Raw genomic sequence first — 23,492 nt, forward strand, 5'->3', positions numbered from 1 at the left:
CTCCGATGCTTGTGTTCAGTGGGCGTGGAAGGTCACGCGGTCAGGCACGGGCTTGGGCGTACCGAGCTTGCTCCACCAGGGCATCAGCAAGAAGAAGCCGAAGTAGAAGATGGTGCCAATCTGAGCGATCAGGGTGCCGATGTCGGTCGGCGGCTGGATACCCAAATAACCCAGCACCAGGAAGAACACCACGAACGCGGCGTACACATGCTTGTGCCAGTCCGGGCGATAGCGGATCGACTTGACCGGGCTGTGATCCAGCCAGGGCAAGAAGAACAGAATCACCACCGCGCCACCCATCACCACCACGCCCCAGAACTTGGCGTCGAAGATCTTGAGCAGGAAACAGGCCGCAGCAGCGATCACCAGCACGGCCAACTTGGCCTTGCTGCTGAAGCTGCCCTTGATCACGGCCAGCAAGGCGCTCAGACCAATGATGCCCACCAGCACGTTGACCATGGTGTCGGTCGTGGCGCGCAGCATCGAATAGAAGGGCGTGAAATACCAGACCGGGGCAATGTGCGCAGGCGTCTTCAGCGGATCGGCCGGGATGAAGTTGTTGTACTCCAGGAAGTAGCCACCCAACTCTGGCGCGAAGAAGATGATGCTGGTGAAGACCATCAAGAACAGGCTCAGCGCATAGATGTCATGCACCGTGTAGTACGGGTGGAAGGGCACGCCATCCAGCGGGTGACCCTTGGCATCCTTCGGCGCCTTGGGGCCCTTGATTTCGACGCCATCAGGGTTGTTGGAACCCACTTCATGCAGCGCAATGATGTGCGCCACAACCAGACCCAACAACACCAGCGGCACGGCAATGACGTGGAAGCTGAAGAAGCGGTTCAGCGTGGCGTCGCCCACCACGAAGTCGCCACGGATCAGCAGCGCCAGGTCCTCACCCACGAAAGGCACGGCCGCGAACAGGTTCACGATCACCTGCGCGCCCCAGTAGGACATCTGGCCCCAGGGCAGCAGATAGCCCATGAAAGCCTCGGCCATCAGGCAGAGGAAGATGCCGCAACCGAAGATCCAGACCAGTTCGCGCGGCTTGCGATACGAACCGTAGATCAAGCCACGGAACATGTGCAGGTAGACCACGACGAAGAAGGCGGATGCGCCCGTCGAGTGCATGTAGCGGATCAGCCAACCCCAGGGCACATCACGCATGATGTACTCGACCGAGGCGAAGGCCAGGGCGGCATCGGGCTTGTAGTGCATCACCAGGAAAATGCCGGTGACGATCTGGATCACCAGCACCACCAGTGCCAGCGAACCGAAGATGTACCACCAGTTGAAGTTCTTCGGAGCGTAGTACTCCGAGAGATGCTCTTTGTAGAGCTTGCTCGCGGGGAAACGGTTGTCCACCCACGTCAGCAGTTTTTCGCCGGCGCCAGCGCCAGCGGGAGCTTCTTTGAATTCAGCAGCCATGTTGACCTCTGTCCTTTAGCCTTGTGCGACCTGATGCCGGAGCATCAGGCCTTCTTGTCTTCGCCAATCAAGATCTTGGCGTCGGACAGGTACATGTGAGGGGGCACTTCGAGGTTGTCGGGCGCCGGCTTGTTCTTGAACACGCGGCCAGCCAGGTCGAAGGTCGAGCCGTGGCAGGGGCAGAGGAAACCGCCATGCCAGTCGTCCGGCAGCGAGGGCTGCGGGCCGGCCTGGAACTTGTCGCTGGGCGAGCAGCCCAGGTGCGAGCAGATGCCCACACCGACGAAGAACTCGGGTTTGATCGAACGGTGGCCGTTCTTTGCGTAATCCGGTGTCGGATACGCCTTGCGATCCGAATTCGGGTCGGCCAACTGGCCTTCGGTGCCGTTCAGCGCAGCCAATTGCTCGGGCGTGCGACGGACGATCCACACGGGCTTGCCGCGCCATTCGACGGTCATTTTTTCACCCGGCTTCAAGCCGCTGATATCGGCTTCCACGGCCGCACCGGCGGCCTTGGCGCGCTCGGACGGAGTGAAAGTACTGACGAAAGGTACGGCGGTGGCAACGCCGCCAACGGCGCCGGCGCAACTTGTGGCGATGAGCCAGGTGCGCTTGCCGTGGTCCACTTGCTGGTCACTCATGAGGATCCTCAAACGAGACTTCTGATCGGGGGCAACCCGGGATTCTAACGGACGCTATCAGCTCTCACTATCGGCAAGCGCGCCCGAAACTGTTTTCCGCGCCACAGTATCAGCGTTTTACCGGTTTTCGTCCGCGGCTGAGTCGACAATCATGGCCGTTGCGCGCCGATCTGGCGTTCAGTTTGTTTTTTGTCAACACAGCAAGCGGCCCGGTGCCGCTGAAGGAGAGATATCGATGAGTTTTTTCTCAGAGTTCAGGGAATTCGCGGTCAAAGGCAATGTGGTTGATCTGGCCGTGGGCGTCATCATCGGCGGCGCATTTGGCAAGATCGTTGACTCCGTGGTCAAGGACTTGATCATGCCCATCGTCGGCAAGGTGATCGGCGGCCTGGACTTCTCCAACTATTTCGTGATCCTGGGCAGTGTGCCGGCCGATTTCAAGGGCGCGCAAACTTATGAGGCGCTGACCAAGGCCGGCGTGCCTCTGTTCGCCTACGGCAGCTTCCTGACCGTGTTGCTGAATTTCGTCATCCTGGCCTTCATCATTTTCCTGATGATCAAGCAGATCAATCGCCTGAAGCGCGCCGATGCGCCAGCAGCTGCCCCGGCCGAAGCACCCGTCACGCCCGAAGACATCGTGCTCTTGCGCGAAATCCGGGACTCACTCAAGCGCTGAGCCCGTGCACCCCTGAGGCCTGGCCTCAGCCCCTGACGCCCGGACCGCCTGTAAGCAAAAGTTTCACAGGCACCGGGCGTTAGCTATTTGGCAGCCACGGACTCAGGTCGGCGCCCAACTACACGGCGATTGGCCGCTTATGGCGCGATACTGAGTTCATTCTTTGTGGCACGCTGGCGTCACCCTCCTCCACTCCACCTTCATGAATTCGCCCGATCTCGGACTCAACCCTCATTTGGAGGCTGCACTCCAGCGCATACGGACCGCCGCCGAACAGGCTTCGGAACGCTGCGCGGAGGGTCTGGGCCTGGCGGCGCTGTCGGCCGGTCAGGCCAAGCGGCGCGATCTCTTGTTGGCCACCCAGTTCCTGTTCCGCAAACAGCAGGCCATGTTCAGCCAACGCTTCACTCAGGACTTGCGTCAGCAGCTGAATCAGGAGCAAGCACCCAAGGCCGAAGTGGCGGGCGCCGGCAAAAAGGACTGGACTGAGTTGGCCCTGCTGGACGACGACGCCGTGGACGCTATGGTGGTCGGCGATCGCATTGGCCTGGCGATCGGCCATCAGAGTGAATGGGAGCTGCGCGAGGTCGAGTCCTATGTCGCCAGCCTGCGCGCCGGTGACCGCAACCCGCTGCGGCCTGAGTTGGTGGCCCGTGCGTTGCTCAGCGCCGTGCAAGCGGTCTGCGAGGAGCCCGACAGCCGCCAGATTCTGATCGACGAGATGACCCGCTCAATGACGCAGGAAATGCGCGCCTGCTACGCCGATATCGCCGAGCTGTTCCGCAGCCGCGGCCTGCGACCCCAGGACTTGCGCGTTCGCGGCAGCGAAGCGGCAGGCAGCCACAGCACCCGCAACCAGGCGCTGTCGGGGCATTCGGTCCACGGCGAGCTGGATTCCGGCTCGGGCGGCCCTCGCTCGCAGTCGGGGGTCGCCTACGCAGGCCATCATGGCGCTGGCGGCAGCACCAGCGGCTGGCAGCAGCCGCAAGGACAGGCGCCGGGCGGCCGCGGCATGTCGGGCGGTGGCGGCGGCATGGGCGCGGTCGATGGCCAGCTCATGGATTTGCTGCGCCGCCTGGCACAAGCGCCAGTTGCGGCCGGCTCGATGGGCCCCATGGGCCCGGGCGGCTCTACCTTTGCCGCTGGCGCAAGCAGTTCTGGCTTTGGTGGCAGCGGTATCAGCGCCGCCGGCGGCTCAAGCTGGAGCGAAGACTTCGGCAGCTCCGCCTGGCAGGGCGTGCAAGCACCCAATCTGATCCAGATTCACCGCGACGAATTGCGCCAGGCGGCCACCGGGCGCCTGGACCACATGGTCATCGACGTGGTCAGCAGCCTGTTCGACCAAGTGCTGTCCGACCCCAAAGTGCCGCCGCAGATGGCGCGCCTGCTGGCCCGGCTGCAATTGCCGGTCCTGCGCGCGGCCCTCGGGGACTCGACCTTCTTTTCCTCGCGCCGCCACCCCGTGCGCCGCTTCGTCAATCGCATGGCCTCGCTGGCCTGCGCCTTCGACGACTTCAGCGAAGCGCCGGGCAGCGACTTCCTGACCCATGTCCGGGAGTTGGTGCAGGAAGTGGCCAGCGGTGATTTCGACCGCATGGATGTCTATGAGAGCAAGCTCGACACCCTCGAACGCTTCATCCAGGAACAGGTCACCGGCAGCCTGAAGGCGCAAGGAGACGCCGGCCAAGTCGGCGATCTGGCCGATCTGCTGGACCGCAAGGAAGTCGATCTGCGTCTGCAGCAGCGCTACACCCAGCAGTTGCAGACAGCCTTGGCGGCCGTACCCATGCAGGACTTCCTGCGTGACTTCCTGGCCCAGGTCTGGAGCCAGGCCATCGTGTTGGCCGCACGCGACCCGCGCGGCGCGGCGGACCGCAATCAGCGCTTCCGCCAGCTCGGCCGCGATCTGGTGATGAGCGTGCAGCCCAAGGGCGGCACCGCGCAGCGGCAGGCTTTTCTGGGTCAGCTGCCGACGCTGATGCGCACCCTCGGTGAAGGCCTGGACCTGATCGCCTGGCCGGAAGCGGCGCGCAAGGATTTCTTCGGCGCCTTGCTGCCCGCGCACGCCGAGTCCTTGAAAGGCGTGCCGGCCACCGCCCTTGAAACCAATTTGCTACTCAAGCAACTGGACAGCGTGTTTGGCTGCGCCCCGCCGGAAGAACAAGACTTGCCGGCCTCGCAAGCCCCAGTCACCGTGCCACAAGACCTGGACATGGGCAGCCGTCTGAGCGCGCAAGAGGCCAAGAGCCTGGGCCTGGTCAGCGAAAGCGGGGTCGACTGGGACGGCACGGTGGACATCGTGCTGGGCGAAGAAGCCGAAGCCCCCTTGCAGGCCGTGGACATCAGCATTGACGGCCTGCCGGCCGCCACCGAGGCACCCGAACCCAGCCAGGGAGAGCTGCTGATCGACCATCTGCAACTCGGTTTCGCCTACCAAATGCACAGCGGCGACAGCTGGCACAAGGTGCGCCTAGCCCATATCAGCGCCGGCCGCAGCTTTTTCATCTTCACCCAAGGCGCCAAGCATCAGGAGACGGTCACCATGACCGCCCGCATGCTCAAGCGCCTGTGCGAAGCCAAACGCCTGCGCGCTTACGAGCACGCCTACCTGATGGAACGAGCTATCTCGCGCGCCCGCAAGCAGCTCGCCGCCATCGGCAGCAAGAGCTAGGCGCGACCGATCAGCCGGCGCGCCATGCGAATGGCCGCGGCCATGCTGGCGGGGTCGGCCCGTCCCGTGCCAGCGAGGTCAAAGGCCGTGCCGTGATCGGGGCTGGTGCGCACAAAGGGCAGGCCCAAGGTGACGTTGACGCCCTGCTCCACACCCAAGTACTTGACCGGGATCAGGCCATGGTCGTGGGTCATGGCCACCACCACATCGAATTCGCCTGCATGCTCTGGCGCTTGGCGAGCCCGCATGAAGACGGTGTCCGGCGCATGGGGGCCGCTGACCTCCATGCCCTCGCCGCGCGCCTGGGCAATGGCCGGCGCAATGTGCAAGATTTCTTCGTCGCCGAACAAGCCACCCTCACCGGCGTGCGGATTCAGACCCGCCACGGCAATGCGCGGCCGGGCAATCCCGACACGCTGCAAGGCCGCTTGCGTGATACGCAAAGTCTCCAGCACGCGAACGGTGTTGATCTGTTCGATCGCTTGGCGCAGCGAACAATGGATGGTCACCAGCACCGTGCGCAGCTCCTCATTGGCCAGCATCATGCGCACCGGCGGCAGGGGCGCGCCAGGCGGCACCGAGCGCGCCTGCAAAAGCTCGGTGTGGCCAGGAAAGTCGACCCCGGCCGCATGCAAAGCCTCTTTGTGAATCGGCGCCGTCACCAGACCCGAAGCTTGTTTCGCCTGGATCTCGAGCACGGAGGCCTCGATGCACAAGGCCGCGGCCGCGCCCGCCCGGGCTGATATTCGGCCCAGGGGCTCTGCGGCCAAATCAACGGGCAGGCCCGCAGGCTGCCAGACCGGCAAGGCATTCGGCGGCCGCTGCACAAACTCCTGCAAGCTGCCGAGCACTGCCACCGGCAGCGACAAGCCCATGAAAACCAAAGCCCGCCTCAGCACGGACACATCGCCGACCAGGCACAAGTCGCTGAATCCAGACTCAGACAGATCCGCTGCCCAGGCGGCCACCGCGACCTCGGGGCCGATGCCGCAGACGTCACCCATGCTCAGCAGCAGCGGCAAGCCGACTTGAGGATGGGCGCCGAAGTTTTGGGCCGTATTCATGCGGGATTCGGCAGATCAATGAACTGCTGACTCACACCAAACTGATCCACCAGATGCCGCCCCAGGGCCTGGACGCCATAACGTTCTGTCGCATGGTGCCCAGCGGCGATGAAGGCCACACCGGTCTCGGCGGCCAGATGAGCCTGCGGCTCGGAAATCTCGCCGGTCACAAAGACATCGACACCGGCTGCGATGGCGGCTTCGAAATAGCCTTGAGCTCCGCCGGTGCACCAGGCCACGCGCCGCAGCTCGCGGCCATCGCCGGGCGCCAAGACTGGAGTGCGCCCCAGCCCCTGCTCGATCGTGAAGCCCAATTGCTGCAAGGACTGAGGCTGCGGGAGCTGGCCGACAAAACCCAGGTCTTGCTCACCAAAACGGCCGTCTGCCTGCCATCCCAGCACGCGACCGAGCTGCGCGTTGTTGCCATGCTCGGCATGCGCATCGAGCGGCAAGTGATACGCCAACAGGCTGACATCGGCGGCCAGCAGGCGTGCCAGACGCTGCTTCATCCAGCCGGTGATGCGGCCGTCCTGGCCTCGCCAGAACAGACCATGATGCACCAAGATGGCATCGGCGCCGGCTTCAATCGCCGCCTCGATCAAGGCCAGGCTGGCGGTCACGCCGCAGACCAGGTGGCGAACCTCGGCGCGGCCCTCGACCTGCAAACCGTTCGGCCCATAATCCTTGAAACGATCGACATTCAGCTCCATATGCAGATGTCGTTCGAGGCTGTGTCTTGATGTCATCGGTGGGCCGCCTGGGTCAGAGGAGTTGTTTACGTGCGCAGACTTTGGTTGATTTTCGCTCAGGCCACCACGGTGGTGCTGGCCCTGCTGTTTGTCGTCAGCACGCTGAAACCGCAGTGGCTGGCCGGCCCAACTGGCAGCAGCCGTAACAGCGGCAATAGCTCCAGCCTGCCGCTGTTCAACATCGCCGAACCTCGCCCTCCCGCCAGCGCAGCCAGCGGCGCCGCGCTGGGCACAGCACGCAGCGGCTATGCCCTGGCCGCGCGCCGTGCCGCACCGGCCGTGGTCAGCATCACCGCCAGCAAAGCACCCAGCCGAGCCAATGAGAACGCTGACCCCTGGTTCCGTTTTCACTTCGGCCCGCGTGGCCGCGGTCAACCGGGCCAACAGTCTGAGCGGCCTCAGACCGGACTGGGCTCGGGCGTGATCGTCTCTGCCGACGGCTACTTGCTGACCAACAACCATGTGATCGACGGCGCCTCGGACATCGAAGTCATGCTCAGCGATGGCCGCCAAGCCCGCGCGACCCTGGTCGGCAGCGACCCGGAAAGTGATGTGGCCGTGCTCAAGATCGCACTCGAGCGCCTGCCTGTGATTCAGCTCGGCAATGCCGAAGACCTGCAGGTCGGCGATGTGGTGCTGGCCATTGGCAACCCCTTCAATGTCGGCCAGACGGTCACGTCCGGCATCGTCAGCGCCCTGGGGCGCAATCAGCTGGGCATCAATACCTTCGAGAATTTCATCCAGACCGATGCCGCCATCAACCCTGGCAATTCGGGTGGTGCCCTGGTGGACGCCGAAGGCAATCTGGTCGGCATCAACACCGCCATCTTCTCGCGCAGCGGCGGCAGTCTGGGCATTGGCTTTGCCATTCCGGTCAGCACGGCGCGCCAGGTGATGGAATCATTGATACGCGACGGCCAGGTGGCACGCGGCTGGATCGGCGTGCAGACCCGTGAACTGACGCCTGAGTTCGCCGAAGCCTTCAAAGTCACGGTCAAGCAAGGGGTGCTGATCAGCGGCGTGGTGGCTGATGCTCCCGCGGCCAAGGCCGGTCTCAAGCCGGGCGATGTACTGACCCGCGTCGGCGACACGCCTGTGACCTCCCCCGCCCAGTTGCTCACTGCCGTCTCGGCGCTCAAGCCCAAGACTGGCACCCAAGTCACCGTGCATCGCGCGGGTCAGCAACTGGACATCGCCATCACCGTGGCACAACGCCCGAAGCCACAGGCAGAGCGCGAGTAAGGAAGCAAAGAGACTTAGGCTGCTCACGGCACGTAGCTGCCTTCTTGTTCTCCCTCGTGAGGCCCTGCAGTTCGGGCCGCCGCCGGGCTCATGGTTCCGGGGTCGGCCCTGTTGGGCCGACTGCCTTGCGCTGCTCGCGCCTCGGGGCTGGCGCATAACTCACTTCACTCACTACGCTCGTTCCGTTCAGACAGACGCGCCAAGTCAGAGCTTGAGGCGCGCGAGTACGCGCGCGCCCCAAGCCGCTGCGCTGCTCAGCCCTTCACAAATCGCCCGACGGCGGCCCGACCTGCAGGGCGCTTGCATCGCGATCGATGTGCCCCTCGACAGTGGGCAACGTCGCACTCGGAGGTGGCTCGGACCGACGACGGGCGATTTGTGCGCGGCCGAGAGCGCAGCGGAGCGGATCAGGCGCGCGCCGAAGCTTGCTTCAAGCGCGCTTCAAGCACTGACTCGGCGCCACTGTTTGACCACAGTGAGCGCAGCGAACGGAGGGAGTTTGGCGCCGCTGAGCCGCGCAGTGAGCAGCGAGGGCAGTCGGCTCGCAGAGCCGACCCGGGCACCATGAGCACGGCGGCGGGCCGAGCCACCGCAGCGCGGCAAACCCGGCCATCAAACCTCCGCTATGTGCCGATCGCAGCCGCCACCCCTGTTCCGAGCCAGCAAAAAAAAGGCGCCCCAACCGGGCGCCTGATCTGGCCAGAACTGCAAGCACTCACTCTGGGCTGTCCGGTGCTTTGGAGTAGCGGATGAAATAGCCGGCCGCAAACAGGCCCACCTCGTAGAGGATGCACATGGGAATCGCCAGCGCCAGCTGCGACACCACATCGGGCGGCGTGATGACCGCTGCAATGACAAAGGCCAGGACGATGAAGTACTGGCGGAAATCACGCAGCTTCTGCACCGACACCAGGCCCATGCGCGCCAACACCACCACCACCACCGGCACCTCAAAGGCCGCGCCGAAGGCGATGAACATGGACATCACAAAGCTCAGATACGCCTCGATATCGGGCGAGGCCGTGATGCTCTTGGGTGCGAAGCTCTGGATGAACTTGAACACCTGGCCAAATACAAAGAAATAGCAAAACGCCACGCCGATCAGGAAGAGCAAGGTGCTCGAGAACACCAAAGGCAGGACCAAGCGCTTCTCGTGCGAATACAGGCCCGGCGCGACGAAGGCCCAAACCTGATAGAGCACCACAGGCAGCGCCACCAGGAAAGCCGCCAGCAAAGTGATCTTCAACGGCACCAGAAAAGGCGAGATCACATTGGTCGCGATCAAGGTCGTGCCCACGGGCAATTGCGCGACCAGCGGCGCGGCCAGCCAATCGTAGAGCGCCGCCGGGCCTGGGTAGAAGGCCAGCACACCAAACACCAGCAGCACGGCCAAGCTGGCGCGCACCAGGCGGTCACGCAGCTCGATCAGGTGGGAGACAAAGGGCTGCTCGGTGCCCGCGAGTTCGTCCTCGGGCTTGTGGGAATCGGTCATGGAAATCGGCGTGCAGAGCTGGGGCGGAAGCGCGCCACGCGGGCGGCACCGGATTGGGCATGACGACGCACACCTTGGCGCTGCTTGTACCACTGCGGCGTGGCGCCACGCTTGACCCGCCAGTTCTTCTTGGGATGGCTGTAGCTGGGCGGCTCGACAGGGTCGGAGCTCAGACTCTGGCTGCGACCGCTGACATCGGCCCAAGTCTGGTCAAAGGCCTGAGTGGCGGAATGGATCTCCTGCTGCACGCTGTCTTGGACATCGCGGGCAGCCGTCTCCATCTCCGTCTTCATCTTCTTGAGCTCTTCCAGCTCCATGGAGCGGCTGACTTCCGCCTTGACATCGGACACATAGCGTTGTGCCTTGCCCAGCAGATGGCCGATGGTGCGAGCCACACGCGGCAGACGCTCAGGGCCGATGACGATCAGGGCCACGCCACCGATCAAAGCCAGCTTGTCAAATCCGAAATCGATCATGCGAAGGTCAGGCGCTCAGCCGGCCGGCGAAGAGACAACAAGGCGCGGGCGCTCAAGAACGGGTCTTGGCTTCGACGTCGACGGTGTTGGCATCCTGCGCCTTGGCGCTGTTGCTGACCTGCTGGGCCGGCGTGGCTGCGGTATCGCTGCTGGAACCGTCCTTCATGCCGTCCTTGAAACCCTTGACGGCCGAGCCGAGGTCAGAGCCGACGTTCTTCAGCTTCTTGGTGCCGAAAACCACGATGACGATCAACAGCACGATCAGCCAGTGCCAAATACTGAAGGAACCCATTATTTCTCTCCTGCGATGGAAGCGACCATTCTAGTTGGCGCGCATGACAGTTCTGCGAGCGCGGACTTGAGCGACCTCAACCCTTGGCCCAGGGACGGGGCCCGCCCATGACATGCATATGCAGGTGGTAGACCTCTTGCCCGCCATCAGGGCCGGTATTGATGACAGTTCGGAAGCCATTTGTGACACCCAACTCGCGCATCAATTTCGGCGCCAAAACTGTCATACGGCCCAACACCTCGGCATGAGCCTCGGTGGCCTCGGCCAGAGAGGACAGATGCAGTTTCGGGATCAGCAGGATGTGCACCGGCGCCCAAGGGTTGATGTCATGAAAGGCCAGGATGTGCTCATCCTCATAGACCTTGCGGCTGGGAATCTGGCCCGCGGCGATCTTGCAGAACAGGCAATTGGGATCGTGTGACATGAGCGTAAGGATATTCAAGAAGCGAGCAAAACGGGTTCGATCAGGCCATGGCCCGGCCGGCATTCATGGCCAGCCAGCCACGCAGCACACGATAGAGGAACCAGATCGACACCAAGGCCCAGGCGATCCAGCCGGGGACCAGAAACAAAGTCCAGAGCGGTGCCGTCAGCAGATACAAAAAGCCGGCCCAGCCGACCGAGCGCAAGCGCCAGCTGAAGTGACTGGCCTGCCAGCTGCCGGCGGCATCGCCGCGCTTGAGCAGGTCGATCACCACAGCAATCAGCAGCAGCAAGACACTGGCCTGCACGCCCGGCAGCACCGCCCCGACCGCCACCACGGTGTGCAAGAGATAGCTGATCAGACCCACGGTGCGCAGGCTCTGCTCCTGCTGCGCGTCCAGCAACACGGTGTTCGTGCTATCAGTCATTGGGCTCCTCCTCGCCTTTGGCTTTCTGGCCACGGGCGGCGAATTCCTGCAAGCCGGACAAGCCTTCGCGGCGCGCCAGCTCGTTCAAAACATCGGCCGGCTTCAAGCCGAAAGCCGAGAGCGCAATGATGGAGTGGAACCAGAGATCGGCCACCTCATAGACGACCTTCTGCGGGTCGCCATCCTTGGCGGCCATGACGGTTTCGGTGGCTTCCTCGCCGACCTTCTTCAAGATCGCGTCCAGGCCCTTGTCGAAGAGCTTGGCCACATAGCTGGTGGCCGGGTCGCCGCCGTTGGCGGGCTTGCGCGACTCGATCACGGCGGCCAGTTTGGCCAGGGTGTCATTGCCTTGCGTGGAGGGGTTCATTTGTAAATCCGCTCCGGGTCCTTGAGCACAGCGTCCGCCGCCACCCAGGCTCCGTTGTCAAAACGTTGGAAGAAACAGCTGTGGCGTCCGGTGTGGCAAGCGATGCCGGGCTCGTGCCCGTTCTGCGTGATCTTGAGCAGCAGCACATCGTTGTCACAGTCCAGGCGCATCTCATGCACGGTCTGGGTGTGGCCGGATTCCTCGCCCTTGTGCCAGAACTTCTGGCGCGAACGGCTCCAGTACACCGCCTCGCCCTGGGCGGCCGTGCGGCGCAAGGCCTCGCGGTTCATCCAGGCGAACATCAGCACATCGCCGCTGTCGCGCTCCTGCGCGATCACGGGCAGCAGCCCGTCGGCATCCCATTTGATTTGATCCAGCCAGTCGTCATTCATGCGCAGCAGTGTAGTGGCGGGCCGGCTCAGACCTGGTGCGTGGGGCCGGTGTGCGAACGCTCGGCGGCAAACCAGTCCAGCACCGGAATCGTGCCCGGCAGCACCGGCCGCACCTCGACCGGCAGCGCCTGCCAGGCCATGGTCTGCTGCTCGCGCATCTGGAACTCGCCCTGCCAGTCGAAGACCTTGCAGAAATGCAGGCGCACGCGGGCATGGGGGTAGTCCATCACCAGCTCTTGCCAAGGATGAGCAGCACCGATGGTGATGCCCAATTCTTCTTGCAACTCGCGGCGCAGGGCTTGCTCCACCGTCTCGCCGGCCTCGAGCTTGCCGCCCGGGAATTCCCAGTAGCCGGCGTAGACCTTGCCCTCGGGGCGCGAGGTCAGCAGAAAGCGCCCTTCCCGACCCTGCGCATCGCGCTCGACCAACACGCCCACGGCCACCTCGACCGGCACGCGGTCGGTGGGCGCCATTCCGGTCAAGGACTCAGACATGATCGAGGCCCTCCGGTGCCTGGCCCGCAATCACGGCCGGCGCCTCCTGCACCGGCGCGCCGCGCCCGGCCAGATCGCGCGCAAACTGCGCCGCCACCCGGCCCGAGCGAGAGCCGCGCTCCAAGGCCCAGACCAAGGCCGGCTGGCGCGCCGCGGCGATCTGTGCCTCGTCCAGGCCGTGATAACGCAACCATTGCGCGGCAATCGCCAGGTACTCGTCCTGGCTGAAGGGGTAGAAGCTCAGCCACAGGCCGAAACGCTCGGACAGAGAAATCTTTTCCTCCACCGCTTCGCCCGGGTGGACCTCGCCGTCCTCGGTGTGGCGGTAGCCCAGGTTGTCACGCATCTGCTCGGGCAGCAGGTGGCGGCGGTTGCTGGTGGCATAGATCAGCACGTTATCGCTGGCCGCGGCGATGGAGCCGTCCAGCATGGACTTGAGCGCCTTGTAGCCCAGCTCGCCTTCGTCGAAGCTGAGGTCGTCGCAGAAGATCACAAAACGCTCGGGCCGCTCAGCGACCAGGTCGACGAGATCCGGCAGGTCGACGAGGTCGTTCTTGTCCACCTCGATCAGGCGCAAGCCCTGCGGCGCGTACTCGTTGAGCACGGCCTTGATCAGCGAACTTTTACCTGTGCCGCGCGCGCCAGTCAGCAGCACATTGTTGGCCGGGCGGCCTTGAACAAACTGTTCGGTGTTCTGACGCAGGCGGGCTTTTTGCGGCTCGACCTCCAGCAAATCATCGAGTCGGATGCTGGCCGCATGGCGAACCGCTTCCAGCACCGGCGCGCCGCGGCGACGGCGGTAGCGGAAGGCAGCGCCAGCCTGCCAGTCGGGGGCGACCAGGGCCTGGGGCAATACGGCCTCCAGTCGCCCCAGCAGCGCCTCGGCGCGGCTGAGAAAGCTGTTCAAAGGGCTGGCGGGGGAAAGCGAATCGAGCAGTGACATTCGGGCAGTTTAAAGGCGCGTAGCGACCGCCCATCGGGCAAGCGACTCAGCGTGCCAGCATGCGCAGGGCCGCTTCCATCTGCTCGATCGGGCTGCGCTTGAAGCCCGAGCGGGCATAGCGCTGCAGTCGGCCGATGACGAAGCTGACCAGCACCGAAGCTTGCGCATTGGCCTCCACCGTCGGCGTGCTGCTGCCGTTCGCCTCAGCGGCGGCGCGCAAGACCTGGCGCAGGGAGCTTTCGATGCGGTCAAAAAACTGGTTCATGCGCGCGACCAGGCGTTCGTTCTCGTAAACCAGGGCGTCACCCACCATCACCCGGGTCATGCCGGGGTTGCGTTCGCCGAACTGCAAGAGCACGGCGACGATCTTCTGCGCCTGCACCGTGCCTGAACCTTCGCGCTCGATGATCTGGTTGACCAGGGAAAAGACGCTGCCCTCGATGAACTCGATCAGGCCCTCGAACATCTGCGCCTTGCTGGCGAAATGGCGGTACAGCGCCGCTTCGCTGACCTCGAGCTTGGCCGCCAGAGCGGCGGTGGTGACGCGGTCGGCACCGGGCTGCTCCAGCATGCCGGCCAGGGTCTGCAGGATCTGCACGCGGCGCTCGCCCGGGCGGGGCCGCTTGCGCGCAGGTGGCGCAGTGCTGACAGTTTCGGCGGACTCAGCCGATGGCGCCTCGACGGGCACGGCAGTGGATTCGGGCACGGAGGCTGACATCGGTCGGTCGGTTGAAAAAGTGGCCGACCACGCGGGCCGGAAACGCGACTCAGCAGGCGAGGCTCAGCCCACTGCGCGGCCGATTCTGGCACAGCCGAACCCCGCTCCCGATGTCAATCGGACCTTCAGTCGCGCAACCAACCCAGACGACGTGCTTCGTAGATGGCCTCCACCTTGGAGCGCACATGGAGCTTGCGATACACCCGCTTCACATAGGTCATCACCGTGTGCGGGGAGACCTGCATGAACTTGGCGATCTCATCGAAGGTGAAGCCCTTGGCGGCCAGGTGCAGCACACGTGATTCCTGCTCGGACAGGGCCACGGCGTCTTCGTCCGTGGCCAAAGCATGCGCAACCGCCGCACCAGAGCCGGACGCCGCCGTATGTTGCGGCAGCGCCGGTGCCAGACGCAGCAACAGGCGGCGCGCAATCACCGGGCTGATCGGGCTGCCGCCGGCGCGCAAGCAGCGCAGTTGCTCGGGCAGATCAAGGGCCAGGCTGTCCTTCAGCAAATAGCCGGTAGCCCCGGCCTCGATGCTGGACAGCACATGCTGCTCATCGCCGAACACCGAGATCACCATGACCTCGCATTGCGGCCGCGTCTGCGCGGCATGACGGATCAGCTCGATGCCGCTGCCGCCCGGCAGATCAAGGTCGACCAGGAGCACGTCCGGGTTCAGGCGGTCAAACAGCTGCCGGCCTTGGGCCAGATCGGTGGCCATGCCGAGCAGGCGGATGTCGGTCACCGAGGCCAGGGAACGGCTGAAGGCGTCGCGGAAACTGAGCTGGTCTTCGACGATCAGAACGGAGAAAGCGGACATGGAGGCCCCGGGTTGAAGCGGCCGATTCTGCACGGCCGCTGCGGGCGCGGCAAACTCAAATCACTGACTGAGCCTTCTTTGACCCAAACACCACGCTCCGCAGCCCTCAGATCAGCAATTCAGCCACAAGAACCTGACGTCGGATCCCCACGGCACGCCGTCTCCGCCGACTTCAATTGGGCCAGGCTGCGCACCCGCTGATCGACATAGACCGGCCGACGGCGCAAACGCGCCCCCACCTCGGGGCCCATGGTGGCGCGCTGGAGCCAGCGCTGCATCCAGACCGTGGACATACCGACGCGGCGCGCCGACTTCTGGTGCACCAGGGTGTCCTCCACCAGCGTGCACTGGCCGGGCTGCAGGCGCAGGCGGGCCAGCAGATGGCGGAACATGCGCGCATCGGGCTTGGGTCGCAGCTGGCCGAACATGCGCATCTGTTCCATGGCGACCACGCCTTCGAAGTCACGCGACATGCCCAGCGCGGCCAGCACCCGCAAGGCATAGGCCAGCGGCGCATTGGTCAGCAGGAACTTGCGCCCAGGCAGGCGGCGCAAGGCCGCCAGATCATGGGCATGGCTGTGCAGATGGTCTTCCAGACCCGGCAAGGCATGGGTCTGCGCCAGGAAATGGGCGGCCGACACGCCATGGTGCCGCTCCAGCCCGAGCAAGGTGGCGCCGTAGCGATGCCAGTAGCGGGCGCGCAGCTCACTGGCCTCGTCACGCGGCAAGTCCAGATGCTCGGCGATGTAGTCGGTCATCGCCACATTGAGCGCCCCGAACACATGGCCGGAGGCCTTGTGCAGGGTGTTGTCGAGGTCGAAGAACCAGACCCGGGAACTGCGCCGATCAGCCATGGGGCGGTCTCAGTGAGACCGAATCATGGCAAGTCCTCACGGCGTTCAGACACGGAACAATGATCCGGTCTCAGTGCGACCGGATCATTGTTCCGTAAGCCTGATCCGACAGGATCTCCAGCAGCATCGCATGAGGCACGCGGCCGTCGATGATGTGGACCGCGTTGACGCCACTCTTGGCTGCGTCAATGGCGCCGGCGATCTTGGGGATCATGCCGCCGCTGATGGTGCCGTCTGCCACCAACTCGTCGATGCGGCGCGGAGTCAGTTCGGTCAGCAGCTGGCCTTCCTTGTCCAGCACGCCGCGGATGTTCGTGAGCATCAGCAGCTTCTCGGCCTTCAGCACCGTGGCCAGCTTGGCCGCCACCACATCGGCGTTGATGTTGTAGCTCTCGTTGTTCTCGCCAAAGCCGATCGGGCTGACCACGGGAATGAACTGGTCGTCCTGCAAGGCTTTGACCACGCTGGGGTCGATGGACACGATGTCGCCGACCTGGCCGATGTCGTGCTCCTTGCTCGGATCGTCCTTGTCTTGAATCATGAGCTTCTTGGCGCGGATCATGCCGCCGTCGCGGCCAGTCAGGCCCACGGCCTTGCCGCCGGCGGCATTGATCAGGCCCACCACATCCTGCTGCACCTCGCCGGCCAGCACCCACTCGACCACATCCATGGTCTCCTGGTCGGTGACGCGCATGCCCTGGATGAAATGTCCTTGCTTGCCCAGTTTGCTCAGCAGGCCTTCAATCTGAGGGCCGCCGCCGTGCACCACCACCGGGTTCAGGCCCACCAGTTTGAGCAGCACCACGTCCTCGGCGAAGTCTTTCTGCAGCTCCGGGTCGGTCATGGCATTGCCACCGTACTTGATGACGATGGTCTTGCCGTGGTACTTGCGGATGTAGGGCAGAGCCTGGGACAGGATCTCGGCCTTTTCACGCGGGCTGATGTGGCCGATGTCGGTGGCGTTGGTGGCGGGCTCGGATTTCATGGTGGACAGCGTCGCTCGGCTATGGGTTCAAGAGGGCAGGTTCTGACGCAGATTGTAGGGTGGCCCTGCATCTGATCCCGCCGCTGCGTCGGTCTGTCGCGGCGCGCCCAGGCCCAGGCGCGAGTCGGTACAGAATCGCGCCTCGCCCCCGAGAGGGCGACCCTGACATCGAAATCCGAGGAGCCTGAAACCATGTCCAAGCTGACCGCCTTTCTGAGCGGATGCACCACCACCGCGACCGCCATCATCGCCATCACCCTGCTGACCGGCGCCAAGGCGCCTCCGACCAAGTTCGAGGAGATCGACGTTGGCCGCATCAATGTGCGCGAACCGGACGGCACCTTGCGCCTGGTGATCTCCAATCGCACGCAGTTCCCTGGCGCGCCCTGGAAAGGCCAGGAGATCCCGCGCCCGGACCGGCGCAGCTTTGCCGGCATGCTCTTCGTCAACGACGAGGGAACGGAAAGCGGTGGCTTGATCCAGAAAGGCAGCGTCGGCGCCACCGGCAAGGCCGATGCCGGCCTGAGCCTGACCTTCGACCGTTTCCGCCAGGATCAGGTGCTGCAGTTGCTGCATGCCGAACAGGGCGGCCAGGCGATGACCCACCTCTTGATCAATGACGAGCCCTCGCATGAACTGATGGACGTCAAGCAGCGCATGGAGCGCTTTGACGAAATCGACAAGATGAAGGCGCCCGAGCGCCGCCAGGCCATGCAGGAGATGCGCGACAAGGGCGTGATGCCGGCCAACCGCGTGCGCCTGGGCACCACGCGGGACAAGGCCTCGGCCCTGTCCCTGTCGGATGCCCAGGGTCGCACCCGCATGCTGCTGATCGTCAGCGCCGATGGCAAGCCCAGCATCCAGATGCTCGACGAGCAAGGCAAGGTGGCCAAGACCATTGGCCTGGACACGCCCTAAGCATCTGAGGTGGAGGTGACAATGCCGCCATGCAAGTCGCCTCCTACCTGAAACTGTCCATCGCCGTCGCCCTGGTGACCATCGCCTTGAAAACCGGCGCCTGGTGGTGGACCGACTCGGTCAGCCTGGCCGCCGACGCGCTGGAATCCCTGGTCAACCTGGCCGGCGCCATCTTCGCCCTGGCCATGGTCACGGTAGCGGCCAAGCCGCCAGACGCCGAACACCCGTTTGGCCACCACAAGGCCGAATACTTCTCCAGCGGCTTCGAAGGCGTGCTCATCATCGCCGCGGGCCTGGGCATCATCTGGGCCTCGGTCCACCGCCTGCTGGACCCGCAGCCGGTCGAGGGCCTGGGCCTGGGCGTTGCCCTGGCCATCATCAGCTCGGCCCTGAACGGCGGCCTGGCCTGGGCCATGCTCAAGAAGGCGCGCGAGCACCGCTCCATGGCCCTGGAGGCCGATGCCCGCCACCTGTTCACCGATGTCTGGACCTCGGCCGGCGTGGTGCTGGGCTTGGTCGGGGTCATGCTGACCGGCTGGCAATGGCTGGACCCGCTGCTGGCCGCCGTCGTGGCCCTGAACATCTTGCGCGAGGGTGTGCACCTGGTCCGGAAGTCCAGCCACGGCCTGATGGATCAAGCCCTGGACCCCGAAGAACTGCAATCGGTGCAGCAGGTGCTGGACCGATTCGCCCAGGCCCAGCACATCCGCTTCGACCACATCGCCAGCCGCAGCGCCGGCCAGCGCCGCTATCTCGACCTGCACATGCACATGCCCGCCAGCTGGAGCCTGGGCCAGGCCGCGGCCGAGCGCAATGCGCTGGAACGTGCGCTGATGGACGCCGTGCCCGGCTTGCGTGCCAGCATCCAACTGCTGCCCAGCGATGTGGAGGCGCATTTCGATGACCCACAAGATGAACCGATCCTGGAGAAGCAAGCATGATCGCCGTGCTGCAACGGGTGCAACACGCCCAGGTTGAAGTAGATGGCCGCATCACCGGCGCCATCGGGCCAGGCCTCTTGATGCTGGTCTGCGCCGAGCCCGGCGACAGCGAGGCGCAGGCCGACAAGCTGATCGCCAAGGTGCTCAAGCTGCGCATCTTCAGCGACGCGGCTGGCAAGATGAACCTCAGCGTGCAAGACATCGCCGGCGGCTTGCTGATCGTCTCGCAGTTCACCCTGGCCGCCGACTGCAGCAGCGGGAATCGTCCCAGCTTCACCGGCGCGGCAGGAGCCGAGCAAGGCCGCCGCCTCTACGACTACTGCCTGGCCGCGGCAAGGCGCCAGCACCCCCAGGTGGAAGCCGGTGAGTTCGGCGCCGACATGAAGGTCAGCCTGCTGAACGACGGGCCGGTGACGATTCCGCTGCAGATTCGCTGAGGCGCAGGATGGGCCGAGGGGCCGTGGCAGCGGCGGGAGTCAACGGCGCTGCTGCCGCACGCGTCGTGTAGCGCTTGAGATCGGGTCGGGCGGCGCCACTGCTGATGCGATTTGCAGGCAACGACCCGCTTGCCATTCGGCATGCAGGTCTCGCATCAGCGACTCCAGTTCCAGCCTTTGGGCCGCCAAAACGGCCTGCATGGCATCGATCTCGGCCAGCCGGGCCTGCATGCTCTGCAAGATCTGATCATGCGGCAGCCCTTCCCCTTGGGCGGGAAAGAGGCTGCGCAAGGATTCCAGCGAAAAGCCCAGGCCTTGCGCGGTCTGAATCAACAAGAGGCGCTGAACGCTCGCCTCGTCATAGACCCGATAGCCATTGGGGCCGCGACTGGCCGGCGGCAGCAAGCCGCTCGACTCATAGAAACGAATGGCGGAAGCCGCCAAGCCGCTGCGCTTTGCCAAATCGCCGATCTTCATCCGCTCGCACCCACGCTTTGCCCTTGCGACCGAGAAAATTCAGCCGGGCACTTGACCTTAAAGCCAGCTTGAAGCTTAGCATCGGCGCCAAGCCAGCCCGGCCCCCACACTTTTTCTGATGAGCCCCGCATGAGCACACAGTTGACCGTCAATGGCCAAGGCCACAGCCTCGATGTCGAAGCCGACACCCCCTTGCTCTGGGTGCTGCGAGACGAACTGGGGCTGACCGGCACCAAGTTTGGCTGCGGTGTGGCCAGCTGCGGTGCCTGCACGGTAGACATCGACGGCACGGCCACCCGGTCCTGCGTGATGCCCGTCGGCGCCTTGCAGGGCAAGCACATCCGCACCATCGAGGCCGAGCCCGACCGCATCACCGCCGCCCTGCAGGCAGCCTGGATCCAGCTGCAAGTGCCGCAATGCGGCTACTGCCAGAGCGGCATGATCATGGCCGCGGCCGCGCTCTTGCGCAGCACGCCCAAGCCCAGCGACGCCGACATCGACGCAGGCATCAGCAACCTCTGCCGCTGCGGCACCTACCAGCGCATTCGCGCGGGCATCCATGCGGCCGCAGCACAAGTGGGCGGGAGCGCTGCATGAAGCGCCGCGGCTTTCTGATTGCCGGCGGCTTGCTGGGCGGCGGCGTGCTGCTGGGTGTGGGTTTGAGCACCCCGCCCTCGGCCAGATCCAGGCTGGGTGACAAGACCACGCTGCCGACCGAGGGCGGGCAGATTGCCCTGAACGGCTGGGTCAAGCTCATGCCGGACGGCCGCGTCATCGTCGCCACACCGCGGGCCGAGATGGGCCAGGGCGTGCACACGGCATTGGCCATGCTGGTGGCCGAAGAGCTCGATGCCGATTGGAGCCAGGTCAGCACCGAACAGGCGCCGCTGGCCCAGGTCTATGCCAACACCGCCCTGCTGCTCAATGTGCTGCCCTTCAGCTCGGACGATGACAGCCTGCTGGCGCGCCTGGCCCGGCGCTCGGTGCAGCGCGTCGGCTATCTGCTGAGTTTGCAAGTCACGGGCGGCTCCTCCAGCGTTCGTGACGCCTGGGAGCCCATGCGCCTGGCCGGCGCCACGGCCCGCGCCCTGCTGGTCGACGCTGCGGCTCAGCGCTGGAACGTGGCGCCCGAGAGCTGCCAGGTGCAGGCCGGCGTGGTGCGCCACCCGGCCAGCGGACGCCAGGCCGGCTTTGGCGAGCTGGCCGCCGATACCGTGAACATCGCCCCGCGCCGGGACGTCGCACTGAAAGACCCGAGCCAGTTCCGCCTGATCGGCAAACCCATGCCGCGCACAGACATTCCGGCCAAGGTCAACGGCCGCGCGCAGTTCGGCATCGACGTGCAGCCCGAAGGCCTGCTCTACGCCGCCATCCGCCATTGCCCGGTGCTGGGCGGCAAGGTGCGCCAGGTCGACAGCCCGGCCGCCAAGGCCCGCCGCGGCGTGGCCGATGTGCGGGTCTTGCAGGAGCGTTCGGTGGTGGTGCTGGCTGACCGCTACTGGCGCGCCAAGTCGGCACTTGACGCGCTCAACATCGATTGGGACGAAGGCCCCAATGCCCAGCTGGATTCCAGTCTGATCCGCGCCCAGCTGCAGGTCGCAGTGGATGGCGGCGCCAAAGGCAGTGGTTTTCGCCAGCAAGGCGATGCCGAAGCTGTCTTGAGCACAGCCGGCCGCAAACTGGAAGCGAGCTACTACGCCCCCTTTCTGGCCCATGCAGCCCTGGAGCCCATCAACTGCACGGCCCAATTCAAGGATGGCCATCTGACGGTCTGGTGCGGCACCCAGGCCGCCTCGCTGGCGCGCTGGAAAGCGGCGCAGGTGGCTGGCATCGATAGCGAGCAGGTGACGCTGCACGTGCCCCTGCTCGGTGGCGGCTTCGGCCGCCGCCTGGAGCTGGACATGATCGAGGAGGCGGTGCTGCTGGCCTTGCAAACCCAGGGTCGGCCGGTCAAGCTGCTCTGGTCGCGCGAGGAAGACATGCAGCACGATATGTACCGCCCCGCCGCCATGGCCCGCTTTGTCGCGGCGCTCGATGAGCAAGGGCGGCCGCAGGCCTGGCTGAACCGTGTGGCGGCGCCCTCCATCGGCCTGTCCACCACCGAACGCCTGCTGCCCTCGATGGCGGCAGACTCCCCCGACAAGAACCAGATCGAAGGCGCTTTCGACCTGCCCTATGCCATTCCCAACCTGAGCGTGCGCCAGCTGCGGGTCAAGACGCCCGTGCCGGTGGGCTCCTGGCGCAGCGTCGGCCATTCCTACAACGCCTTCTTCACCGAAGGCTTCATCGACGAGCTGGCCCATGCGGCCAGGCAAGACCCTTTCGAATACCGCCGCTCGCTGCTGGCCGACAAGCCGCGCCACCGCGCGGTGCTGGAACTGGCCGCCGCCAAGTCCGGATGGGCTCAGCCCTTGCCGGCCGGAAGGGCCCGCGGCATCGCCTTGCACGAGAGCTTCGGTTCCTGGTGCGCCCAGGTGGCCGAGGTCTCACTGCAGAACGGCCAAGTCCGGGTGCACCGTGTGGTCTGCGCCATTGACTGCGGTGTGGTGGTCAACCCCGACACGGTCGAGGCGCAGATGCAAAGCGCCATCGTCTACGGCCTGTCCGCCGCCTTGTACGGCGAGATCACGCTGAAAAACGGCCGCGTCGAGCAGAGCAATTTCCCCGACTACGAGGCCATCCGCCTGGCGCAGATGCCGCAGATCGACGTGCACATCATGCCCAGCAGCGCGGCACCCGGCGGCGTGGGTGAGCCGGGCACGCCGCCGATCGCGCCGGCCGTGGCGAACGCCTTGTTTGCGCTGACCGGCCGGCGGATTCGCGATCTGCCGCTGCGGGCCGAGATGTTCGCCTGAGGGCGCTTTCCCCTTCAGGCTGCGCTGGCCTGGGCTTCGAGTTCGGCCTTCAGGCCTTGGGGCAGTTGCAGCTGGCGCGCCAGCTCGTCGAGATAGGCGCGCTCCATGAAGCTGGTTTCGTCAGCCACCAGCAGGCTGGCCAAATACATCTCGGCGGCCAGCGCCGGGCTGCTGGCGGCTTGCGCCACCTGAGCCGGGTCCAAGGGGCGAGTCAGTTCGGCCTCCATCCACTGGCGCAGGGCCGGCTCGGCCTGCAGGCGCTGCAGCTCGGTCTCCAGCAGGCCGCGCTCGCGGGCGTCCAGGTGGCCATCGGCTTTCGCCGCCCCGATCATGGCCTGTAGCAAGGCGCGGCCATGCTGTTCAGCGGGCGGCGCGCTCAGCTGAGGAGCGGCAAGGGCCGCAGGCTGCGGAGCGTACGCTTGTTGCTGCTGTTGTTGCTGCTGCAGCTCTTGCCAGGACTGGTAGGCCTTGTAGGCCACCGCGCCCAGTGCAGCGAGGCTGCCGTACTTGAGCGCCTTGCCGCCGAAACTGCGACCGCGCTTGCTGCCCAGCAGCAGGCCCAGTGCACCGCCCGCCGCGGCGCCACCGCCGATCTGACCCCAATCCGGCGCACGCGCGCCGCCGCTCTTGCCGTCCAGCAGGCCCAGGCCCGACTTGAACAGCTGCTCCAACATATTCTGTGCACTCATGGAATAGGTCTCCTGATTC

The 23,492-nt window shown here is 65.1% G+C and carries 27 protein-coding genes; 8 read left to right on the top strand and 19 right to left on the bottom strand.

What is annotated here, in order from left to right; all coding sequences use genetic code 11:
* Positions 1 to 15 precede the first annotated feature (15 nt).
* On the bottom strand, positions 16 to 1,428 hold the full coding sequence (locus ACQY39_RS22190; RefSeq protein ID WP_428509967.1) for a cytochrome b: 1,413 nt from the start codon (positions 1,426 to 1,428) through the stop codon (positions 16 to 18).
* 44 nt (positions 1,429 to 1,472) lie between these two features.
* Positions 1,473 to 2,069: a ubiquinol-cytochrome c reductase iron-sulfur subunit gene (gene petA / locus ACQY39_RS22195; protein WP_263518649.1), complete on the bottom strand. Its 597-nt coding sequence runs from the start codon at positions 2,067 to 2,069 to the stop codon at positions 1,473 to 1,475.
* A gap of 235 nt (positions 2,070 to 2,304) precedes the next feature.
* Here petA and mscL point away from each other — a divergent pair, with 235 nt between their 5' ends.
* Together mscL and ACQY39_RS22205 are read left to right on the top strand one after the other, a co-directional pair.
* Positions 2,305 to 2,745: a large conductance mechanosensitive channel protein MscL gene (mscL, locus tag ACQY39_RS22200; RefSeq protein ID WP_428509969.1), complete on the top strand. Its 441-nt coding sequence runs from the start codon at positions 2,305 to 2,307 to the stop codon at positions 2,743 to 2,745.
* Positions 2,746 to 2,947: 202 nt separating this feature from the next.
* Positions 2,948 to 5,416 (top strand): DUF1631 family protein, encoded by a 2,469-nt coding sequence (locus tag ACQY39_RS22205; RefSeq protein ID WP_428509971.1) that lies wholly within the window; start codon positions 2,948 to 2,950, stop codon positions 5,414 to 5,416.
* On the opposite strand, the gene pdxA is transcribed toward ACQY39_RS22205, so the two are convergent.
* On the bottom strand, positions 5,413 to 6,480 hold the full coding sequence (pdxA, locus tag ACQY39_RS22210) for a 4-hydroxythreonine-4-phosphate dehydrogenase PdxA (RefSeq protein ID WP_428509973.1): 1,068 nt from the start codon (positions 6,478 to 6,480) through the stop codon (positions 5,413 to 5,415). The genes ACQY39_RS22205 and pdxA overlap by 4 nt on opposite strands.
* The gene (locus ACQY39_RS22215) at positions 6,477 to 7,226 is read right to left on the bottom strand and encodes a Nif3-like dinuclear metal center hexameric protein (protein ID WP_428509975.1); all 750 of its coding nucleotides are present in this window, start codon (positions 7,224 to 7,226) and stop codon (positions 6,477 to 6,479) included. Before ACQY39_RS22215 ends, pdxA begins: the two co-directional genes overlap by 4 nt.
* A 33-nt stretch (positions 7,227 to 7,259) precedes the next feature.
* On the opposite strand from ACQY39_RS22215, the gene ACQY39_RS22220 reads away from it, so the two are divergent.
* Positions 7,260 to 8,471, top strand: coding sequence for a Do family serine endopeptidase (locus tag ACQY39_RS22220; protein ID WP_428509977.1), 1,212 nt, complete (start codon positions 7,260 to 7,262; stop codon positions 8,469 to 8,471).
* 715 nt (positions 8,472 to 9,186) lie between these two features.
* Here the strand turns inward: ACQY39_RS22220 and tatC are convergent.
* From tatC to argB, 13 genes are all read right to left on the bottom strand, one after another.
* Entirely contained in the window at positions 9,187 to 9,963 is a 777-nt protein-coding gene (gene tatC / locus ACQY39_RS22225) for a twin-arginine translocase subunit TatC (RefSeq protein WP_428509979.1), read from the bottom strand.
* Positions 9,960 to 10,439 carry a Sec-independent protein translocase protein TatB gene (gene tatB / locus ACQY39_RS22230; protein ID WP_428509981.1) on the bottom strand — a complete coding sequence of 160 codons (480 nt, stop codon included), beginning with the start codon at positions 10,437 to 10,439 and terminating at the stop codon, positions 9,960 to 9,962. The genes tatC and tatB overlap by 4 nt, the downstream gene beginning before the upstream one ends.
* A 52-nt stretch (positions 10,440 to 10,491) precedes the next feature.
* On the bottom strand, positions 10,492 to 10,731 hold the full coding sequence (tatA, locus tag ACQY39_RS22235; RefSeq protein ID WP_263518663.1) for a Sec-independent protein translocase subunit TatA: 240 nt from the start codon (positions 10,729 to 10,731) through the stop codon (positions 10,492 to 10,494).
* Positions 10,732 to 10,807: 76 nt separating this feature from the next.
* Complete coding sequence (locus ACQY39_RS22240) at positions 10,808 to 11,155, bottom strand: histidine triad nucleotide-binding protein (protein ID WP_428509983.1); 348 nt, start codon at positions 11,153 to 11,155, stop codon at positions 10,808 to 10,810.
* Between the two features lie 40 nt (positions 11,156 to 11,195).
* Positions 11,196 to 11,582: a DUF4870 family protein gene (locus ACQY39_RS22245; RefSeq protein ID WP_428509985.1), complete on the bottom strand. Its 387-nt coding sequence runs from the start codon at positions 11,580 to 11,582 to the stop codon at positions 11,196 to 11,198.
* On the bottom strand, positions 11,575 to 11,949 hold the full coding sequence (locus ACQY39_RS22250; RefSeq protein ID WP_428509987.1) for a phosphoribosyl-ATP diphosphatase: 375 nt from the start codon (positions 11,947 to 11,949) through the stop codon (positions 11,575 to 11,577). The genes ACQY39_RS22245 and ACQY39_RS22250 overlap by 8 nt, the downstream gene beginning before the upstream one ends.
* Positions 11,946 to 12,341 carry a phosphoribosyl-AMP cyclohydrolase gene (gene hisI, locus ACQY39_RS22255; protein ID WP_428509989.1) on the bottom strand — a complete coding sequence of 132 codons (396 nt, stop codon included), beginning with the start codon at positions 12,339 to 12,341 and terminating at the stop codon, positions 11,946 to 11,948. The genes ACQY39_RS22250 and hisI overlap by 4 nt, the downstream gene beginning before the upstream one ends.
* Positions 12,342 to 12,367: 26 nt before the next feature.
* Complete coding sequence (locus ACQY39_RS22260) at positions 12,368 to 12,835, bottom strand: NUDIX domain-containing protein (protein WP_263562339.1); 468 nt, start codon at positions 12,833 to 12,835, stop codon at positions 12,368 to 12,370.
* Positions 12,828 to 13,778, bottom strand: coding sequence for an ATP-binding protein (locus tag ACQY39_RS22265; protein ID WP_428509991.1), 951 nt, complete (start codon positions 13,776 to 13,778; stop codon positions 12,828 to 12,830). The genes ACQY39_RS22260 and ACQY39_RS22265 overlap by 8 nt, the downstream gene beginning before the upstream one ends.
* Before the next feature lie 46 nt (positions 13,779 to 13,824).
* Positions 13,825 to 14,496, bottom strand: a complete 672-nt coding sequence (gene slmA / locus ACQY39_RS22270) for a nucleoid occlusion factor SlmA (protein WP_428509993.1) — start codon at positions 14,494 to 14,496, stop codon at positions 13,825 to 13,827.
* A 125-nt stretch (positions 14,497 to 14,621) separates the two neighbouring features.
* Positions 14,622 to 15,317: a response regulator transcription factor gene (locus ACQY39_RS22275; protein WP_263518673.1), complete on the bottom strand. Its 696-nt coding sequence runs from the start codon at positions 15,315 to 15,317 to the stop codon at positions 14,622 to 14,624.
* A gap of 119 nt (positions 15,318 to 15,436) precedes the next feature.
* Positions 15,437 to 16,171: a pyrimidine 5'-nucleotidase gene (locus tag ACQY39_RS22280; RefSeq protein ID WP_428509995.1), complete on the bottom strand. Its 735-nt coding sequence runs from the start codon at positions 16,169 to 16,171 to the stop codon at positions 15,437 to 15,439.
* 70 nt (positions 16,172 to 16,241) lie between these two features.
* The gene (argB, locus tag ACQY39_RS22285; RefSeq protein ID WP_428509997.1) at positions 16,242 to 17,156 is read right to left on the bottom strand and encodes an acetylglutamate kinase; all 915 of its coding nucleotides are present in this window, start codon (positions 17,154 to 17,156) and stop codon (positions 16,242 to 16,244) included.
* 192 nt (positions 17,157 to 17,348) lie between these two features.
* Here argB and ACQY39_RS22290 point away from each other — a divergent pair, with 192 nt between their 5' ends.
* Genes ACQY39_RS22290 through dtd form a run of 3 tightly spaced genes read left to right on the top strand, consistent with a single transcriptional unit; the run spans position 17,349 to position 19,452 of the window.
* Entirely contained in the window at positions 17,349 to 18,074 is a 726-nt protein-coding gene (locus tag ACQY39_RS22290) for a hypothetical protein (RefSeq protein WP_428509999.1), read from the top strand.
* Between the two features lie 29 nt (positions 18,075 to 18,103).
* Entirely contained in the window at positions 18,104 to 19,015 is a 912-nt protein-coding gene (locus ACQY39_RS22295) for a cation diffusion facilitator family transporter (protein ID WP_428510001.1), read from the top strand.
* A complete protein-coding gene (dtd, locus tag ACQY39_RS22300) occupies positions 19,012 to 19,452 on the top strand; it encodes a D-aminoacyl-tRNA deacylase (RefSeq protein WP_428510003.1) in 441 nt (146 codons plus the stop codon). The genes ACQY39_RS22295 and dtd overlap by 4 nt, the downstream gene beginning before the upstream one ends.
* A gap of 39 nt (positions 19,453 to 19,491) precedes the next feature.
* Here dtd and ACQY39_RS22305 read toward each other — a convergent pair whose 3' ends face one another.
* A complete protein-coding gene (locus ACQY39_RS22305; protein WP_428510005.1) occupies positions 19,492 to 19,929 on the bottom strand; it encodes a MerR family transcriptional regulator in 438 nt (145 codons plus the stop codon).
* A 129-nt stretch (positions 19,930 to 20,058) separates the two neighbouring features.
* On the opposite strand from ACQY39_RS22305, the gene ACQY39_RS22310 reads away from it, so the two are divergent.
* Positions 20,059 to 20,526 (top strand): (2Fe-2S)-binding protein, encoded by a 468-nt coding sequence (locus tag ACQY39_RS22310; protein WP_428510007.1) that lies wholly within the window; start codon positions 20,059 to 20,061, stop codon positions 20,524 to 20,526.
* Positions 20,523 to 22,784, top strand: a complete 2,262-nt coding sequence (locus ACQY39_RS22315; RefSeq protein WP_428510009.1) for a molybdopterin cofactor-binding domain-containing protein — start codon at positions 20,523 to 20,525, stop codon at positions 22,782 to 22,784. Before ACQY39_RS22310 ends, ACQY39_RS22315 begins: the two co-directional genes overlap by 4 nt.
* 14 nt (positions 22,785 to 22,798) lie before the next feature.
* On the opposite strand, the gene ACQY39_RS22320 is transcribed toward ACQY39_RS22315, so the two are convergent.
* Positions 22,799 to 23,473 carry a tellurite resistance TerB family protein gene (locus tag ACQY39_RS22320; RefSeq protein WP_428510011.1) on the bottom strand — a complete coding sequence of 225 codons (675 nt, stop codon included), beginning with the start codon at positions 23,471 to 23,473 and terminating at the stop codon, positions 22,799 to 22,801.
* Positions 23,474 to 23,492 lie beyond the last annotated feature (19 nt).

The organism is Roseateles sp., from assembly GCF_965262435.1.
Classification (GTDB): Bacteria; Pseudomonadota; Gammaproteobacteria; order Burkholderiales; family Burkholderiaceae_C; genus Paucibacter_A.

Excerpts from the sequence above, each read along its gene's own strand:
- ACQY39_RS22190 (WP_428509967.1), bottom strand. The coding sequence starts at position 1,428 with ATGGCTGCTGAATTCAAAGAAGCTCCCGCTGGCGCTGGCGCCGGCGAA.
- petA (WP_263518649.1), bottom strand. The coding sequence starts at position 2,069 with ATGAGTGACCAGCAAGTGGACCACGGCAAGCGCACCTGGCTCATCGCC.
- mscL (WP_428509969.1), top strand. The coding sequence starts at position 2,305 with ATGAGTTTTTTCTCAGAGTTCAGGGAATTCGCGGTCAAAGGCAATGTG.
- ACQY39_RS22205 (WP_428509971.1), top strand. The coding sequence starts at position 2,948 with ATGAATTCGCCCGATCTCGGACTCAACCCTCATTTGGAGGCTGCACTC.
- pdxA (WP_428509973.1), bottom strand. The coding sequence starts at position 6,480 with ATGAATACGGCCCAAAACTTCGGCGCCCATCCTCAAGTCGGCTTGCCG.
- ACQY39_RS22215 (WP_428509975.1), bottom strand. The coding sequence starts at position 7,226 with ATGACATCAAGACACAGCCTCGAACGACATCTGCATATGGAGCTGAAT.
- tatC (WP_428509979.1), bottom strand. The coding sequence starts at position 9,963 with ATGACCGATTCCCACAAGCCCGAGGACGAACTCGCGGGCACCGAGCAG.
- tatB (WP_428509981.1), bottom strand. The coding sequence starts at position 10,439 with ATGATCGATTTCGGATTTGACAAGCTGGCTTTGATCGGTGGCGTGGCC.
- tatA (WP_263518663.1), bottom strand. The coding sequence starts at position 10,731 with ATGGGTTCCTTCAGTATTTGGCACTGGCTGATCGTGCTGTTGATCGTC.
- ACQY39_RS22240 (WP_428509983.1), bottom strand. The coding sequence starts at position 11,155 with ATGTCACACGATCCCAATTGCCTGTTCTGCAAGATCGCCGCGGGCCAG.
- ACQY39_RS22245 (WP_428509985.1), bottom strand. The coding sequence starts at position 11,582 with ATGACTGATAGCACGAACACCGTGTTGCTGGACGCGCAGCAGGAGCAG.
- ACQY39_RS22250 (WP_428509987.1), bottom strand. The coding sequence starts at position 11,949 with ATGAACCCCTCCACGCAAGGCAATGACACCCTGGCCAAACTGGCCGCC.
- hisI (WP_428509989.1), bottom strand. The coding sequence starts at position 12,341 with ATGAATGACGACTGGCTGGATCAAATCAAATGGGATGCCGACGGGCTG.
- ACQY39_RS22260 (WP_263562339.1), bottom strand. The coding sequence starts at position 12,835 with ATGTCTGAGTCCTTGACCGGAATGGCGCCCACCGACCGCGTGCCGGTC.
- ACQY39_RS22265 (WP_428509991.1), bottom strand. The coding sequence starts at position 13,778 with ATGTCACTGCTCGATTCGCTTTCCCCCGCCAGCCCTTTGAACAGCTTT.
- slmA (WP_428509993.1), bottom strand. The coding sequence starts at position 14,496 with ATGTCAGCCTCCGTGCCCGAATCCACTGCCGTGCCCGTCGAGGCGCCA.
- ACQY39_RS22275 (WP_263518673.1), bottom strand. The coding sequence starts at position 15,317 with ATGTCCGCTTTCTCCGTTCTGATCGTCGAAGACCAGCTCAGTTTCCGC.
- ACQY39_RS22280 (WP_428509995.1), bottom strand. The coding sequence starts at position 16,171 with ATGGCTGATCGGCGCAGTTCCCGGGTCTGGTTCTTCGACCTCGACAAC.
- argB (WP_428509997.1), bottom strand. The coding sequence starts at position 17,156 with ATGAAATCCGAGCCCGCCACCAACGCCACCGACATCGGCCACATCAGC.
- ACQY39_RS22290 (WP_428509999.1), top strand. The coding sequence starts at position 17,349 with ATGTCCAAGCTGACCGCCTTTCTGAGCGGATGCACCACCACCGCGACC.
- ACQY39_RS22295 (WP_428510001.1), top strand. The coding sequence starts at position 18,104 with ATGCAAGTCGCCTCCTACCTGAAACTGTCCATCGCCGTCGCCCTGGTG.
- dtd (WP_428510003.1), top strand. The coding sequence starts at position 19,012 with ATGATCGCCGTGCTGCAACGGGTGCAACACGCCCAGGTTGAAGTAGAT.
- ACQY39_RS22305 (WP_428510005.1), bottom strand. The coding sequence starts at position 19,929 with ATGAAGATCGGCGATTTGGCAAAGCGCAGCGGCTTGGCGGCTTCCGCC.
- ACQY39_RS22310 (WP_428510007.1), top strand. The coding sequence starts at position 20,059 with ATGAGCACACAGTTGACCGTCAATGGCCAAGGCCACAGCCTCGATGTC.
- ACQY39_RS22315 (WP_428510009.1), top strand. The coding sequence starts at position 20,523 with ATGAAGCGCCGCGGCTTTCTGATTGCCGGCGGCTTGCTGGGCGGCGGC.
- ACQY39_RS22320 (WP_428510011.1), bottom strand. The coding sequence starts at position 23,473 with ATGAGTGCACAGAATATGTTGGAGCAGCTGTTCAAGTCGGGCCTGGGC.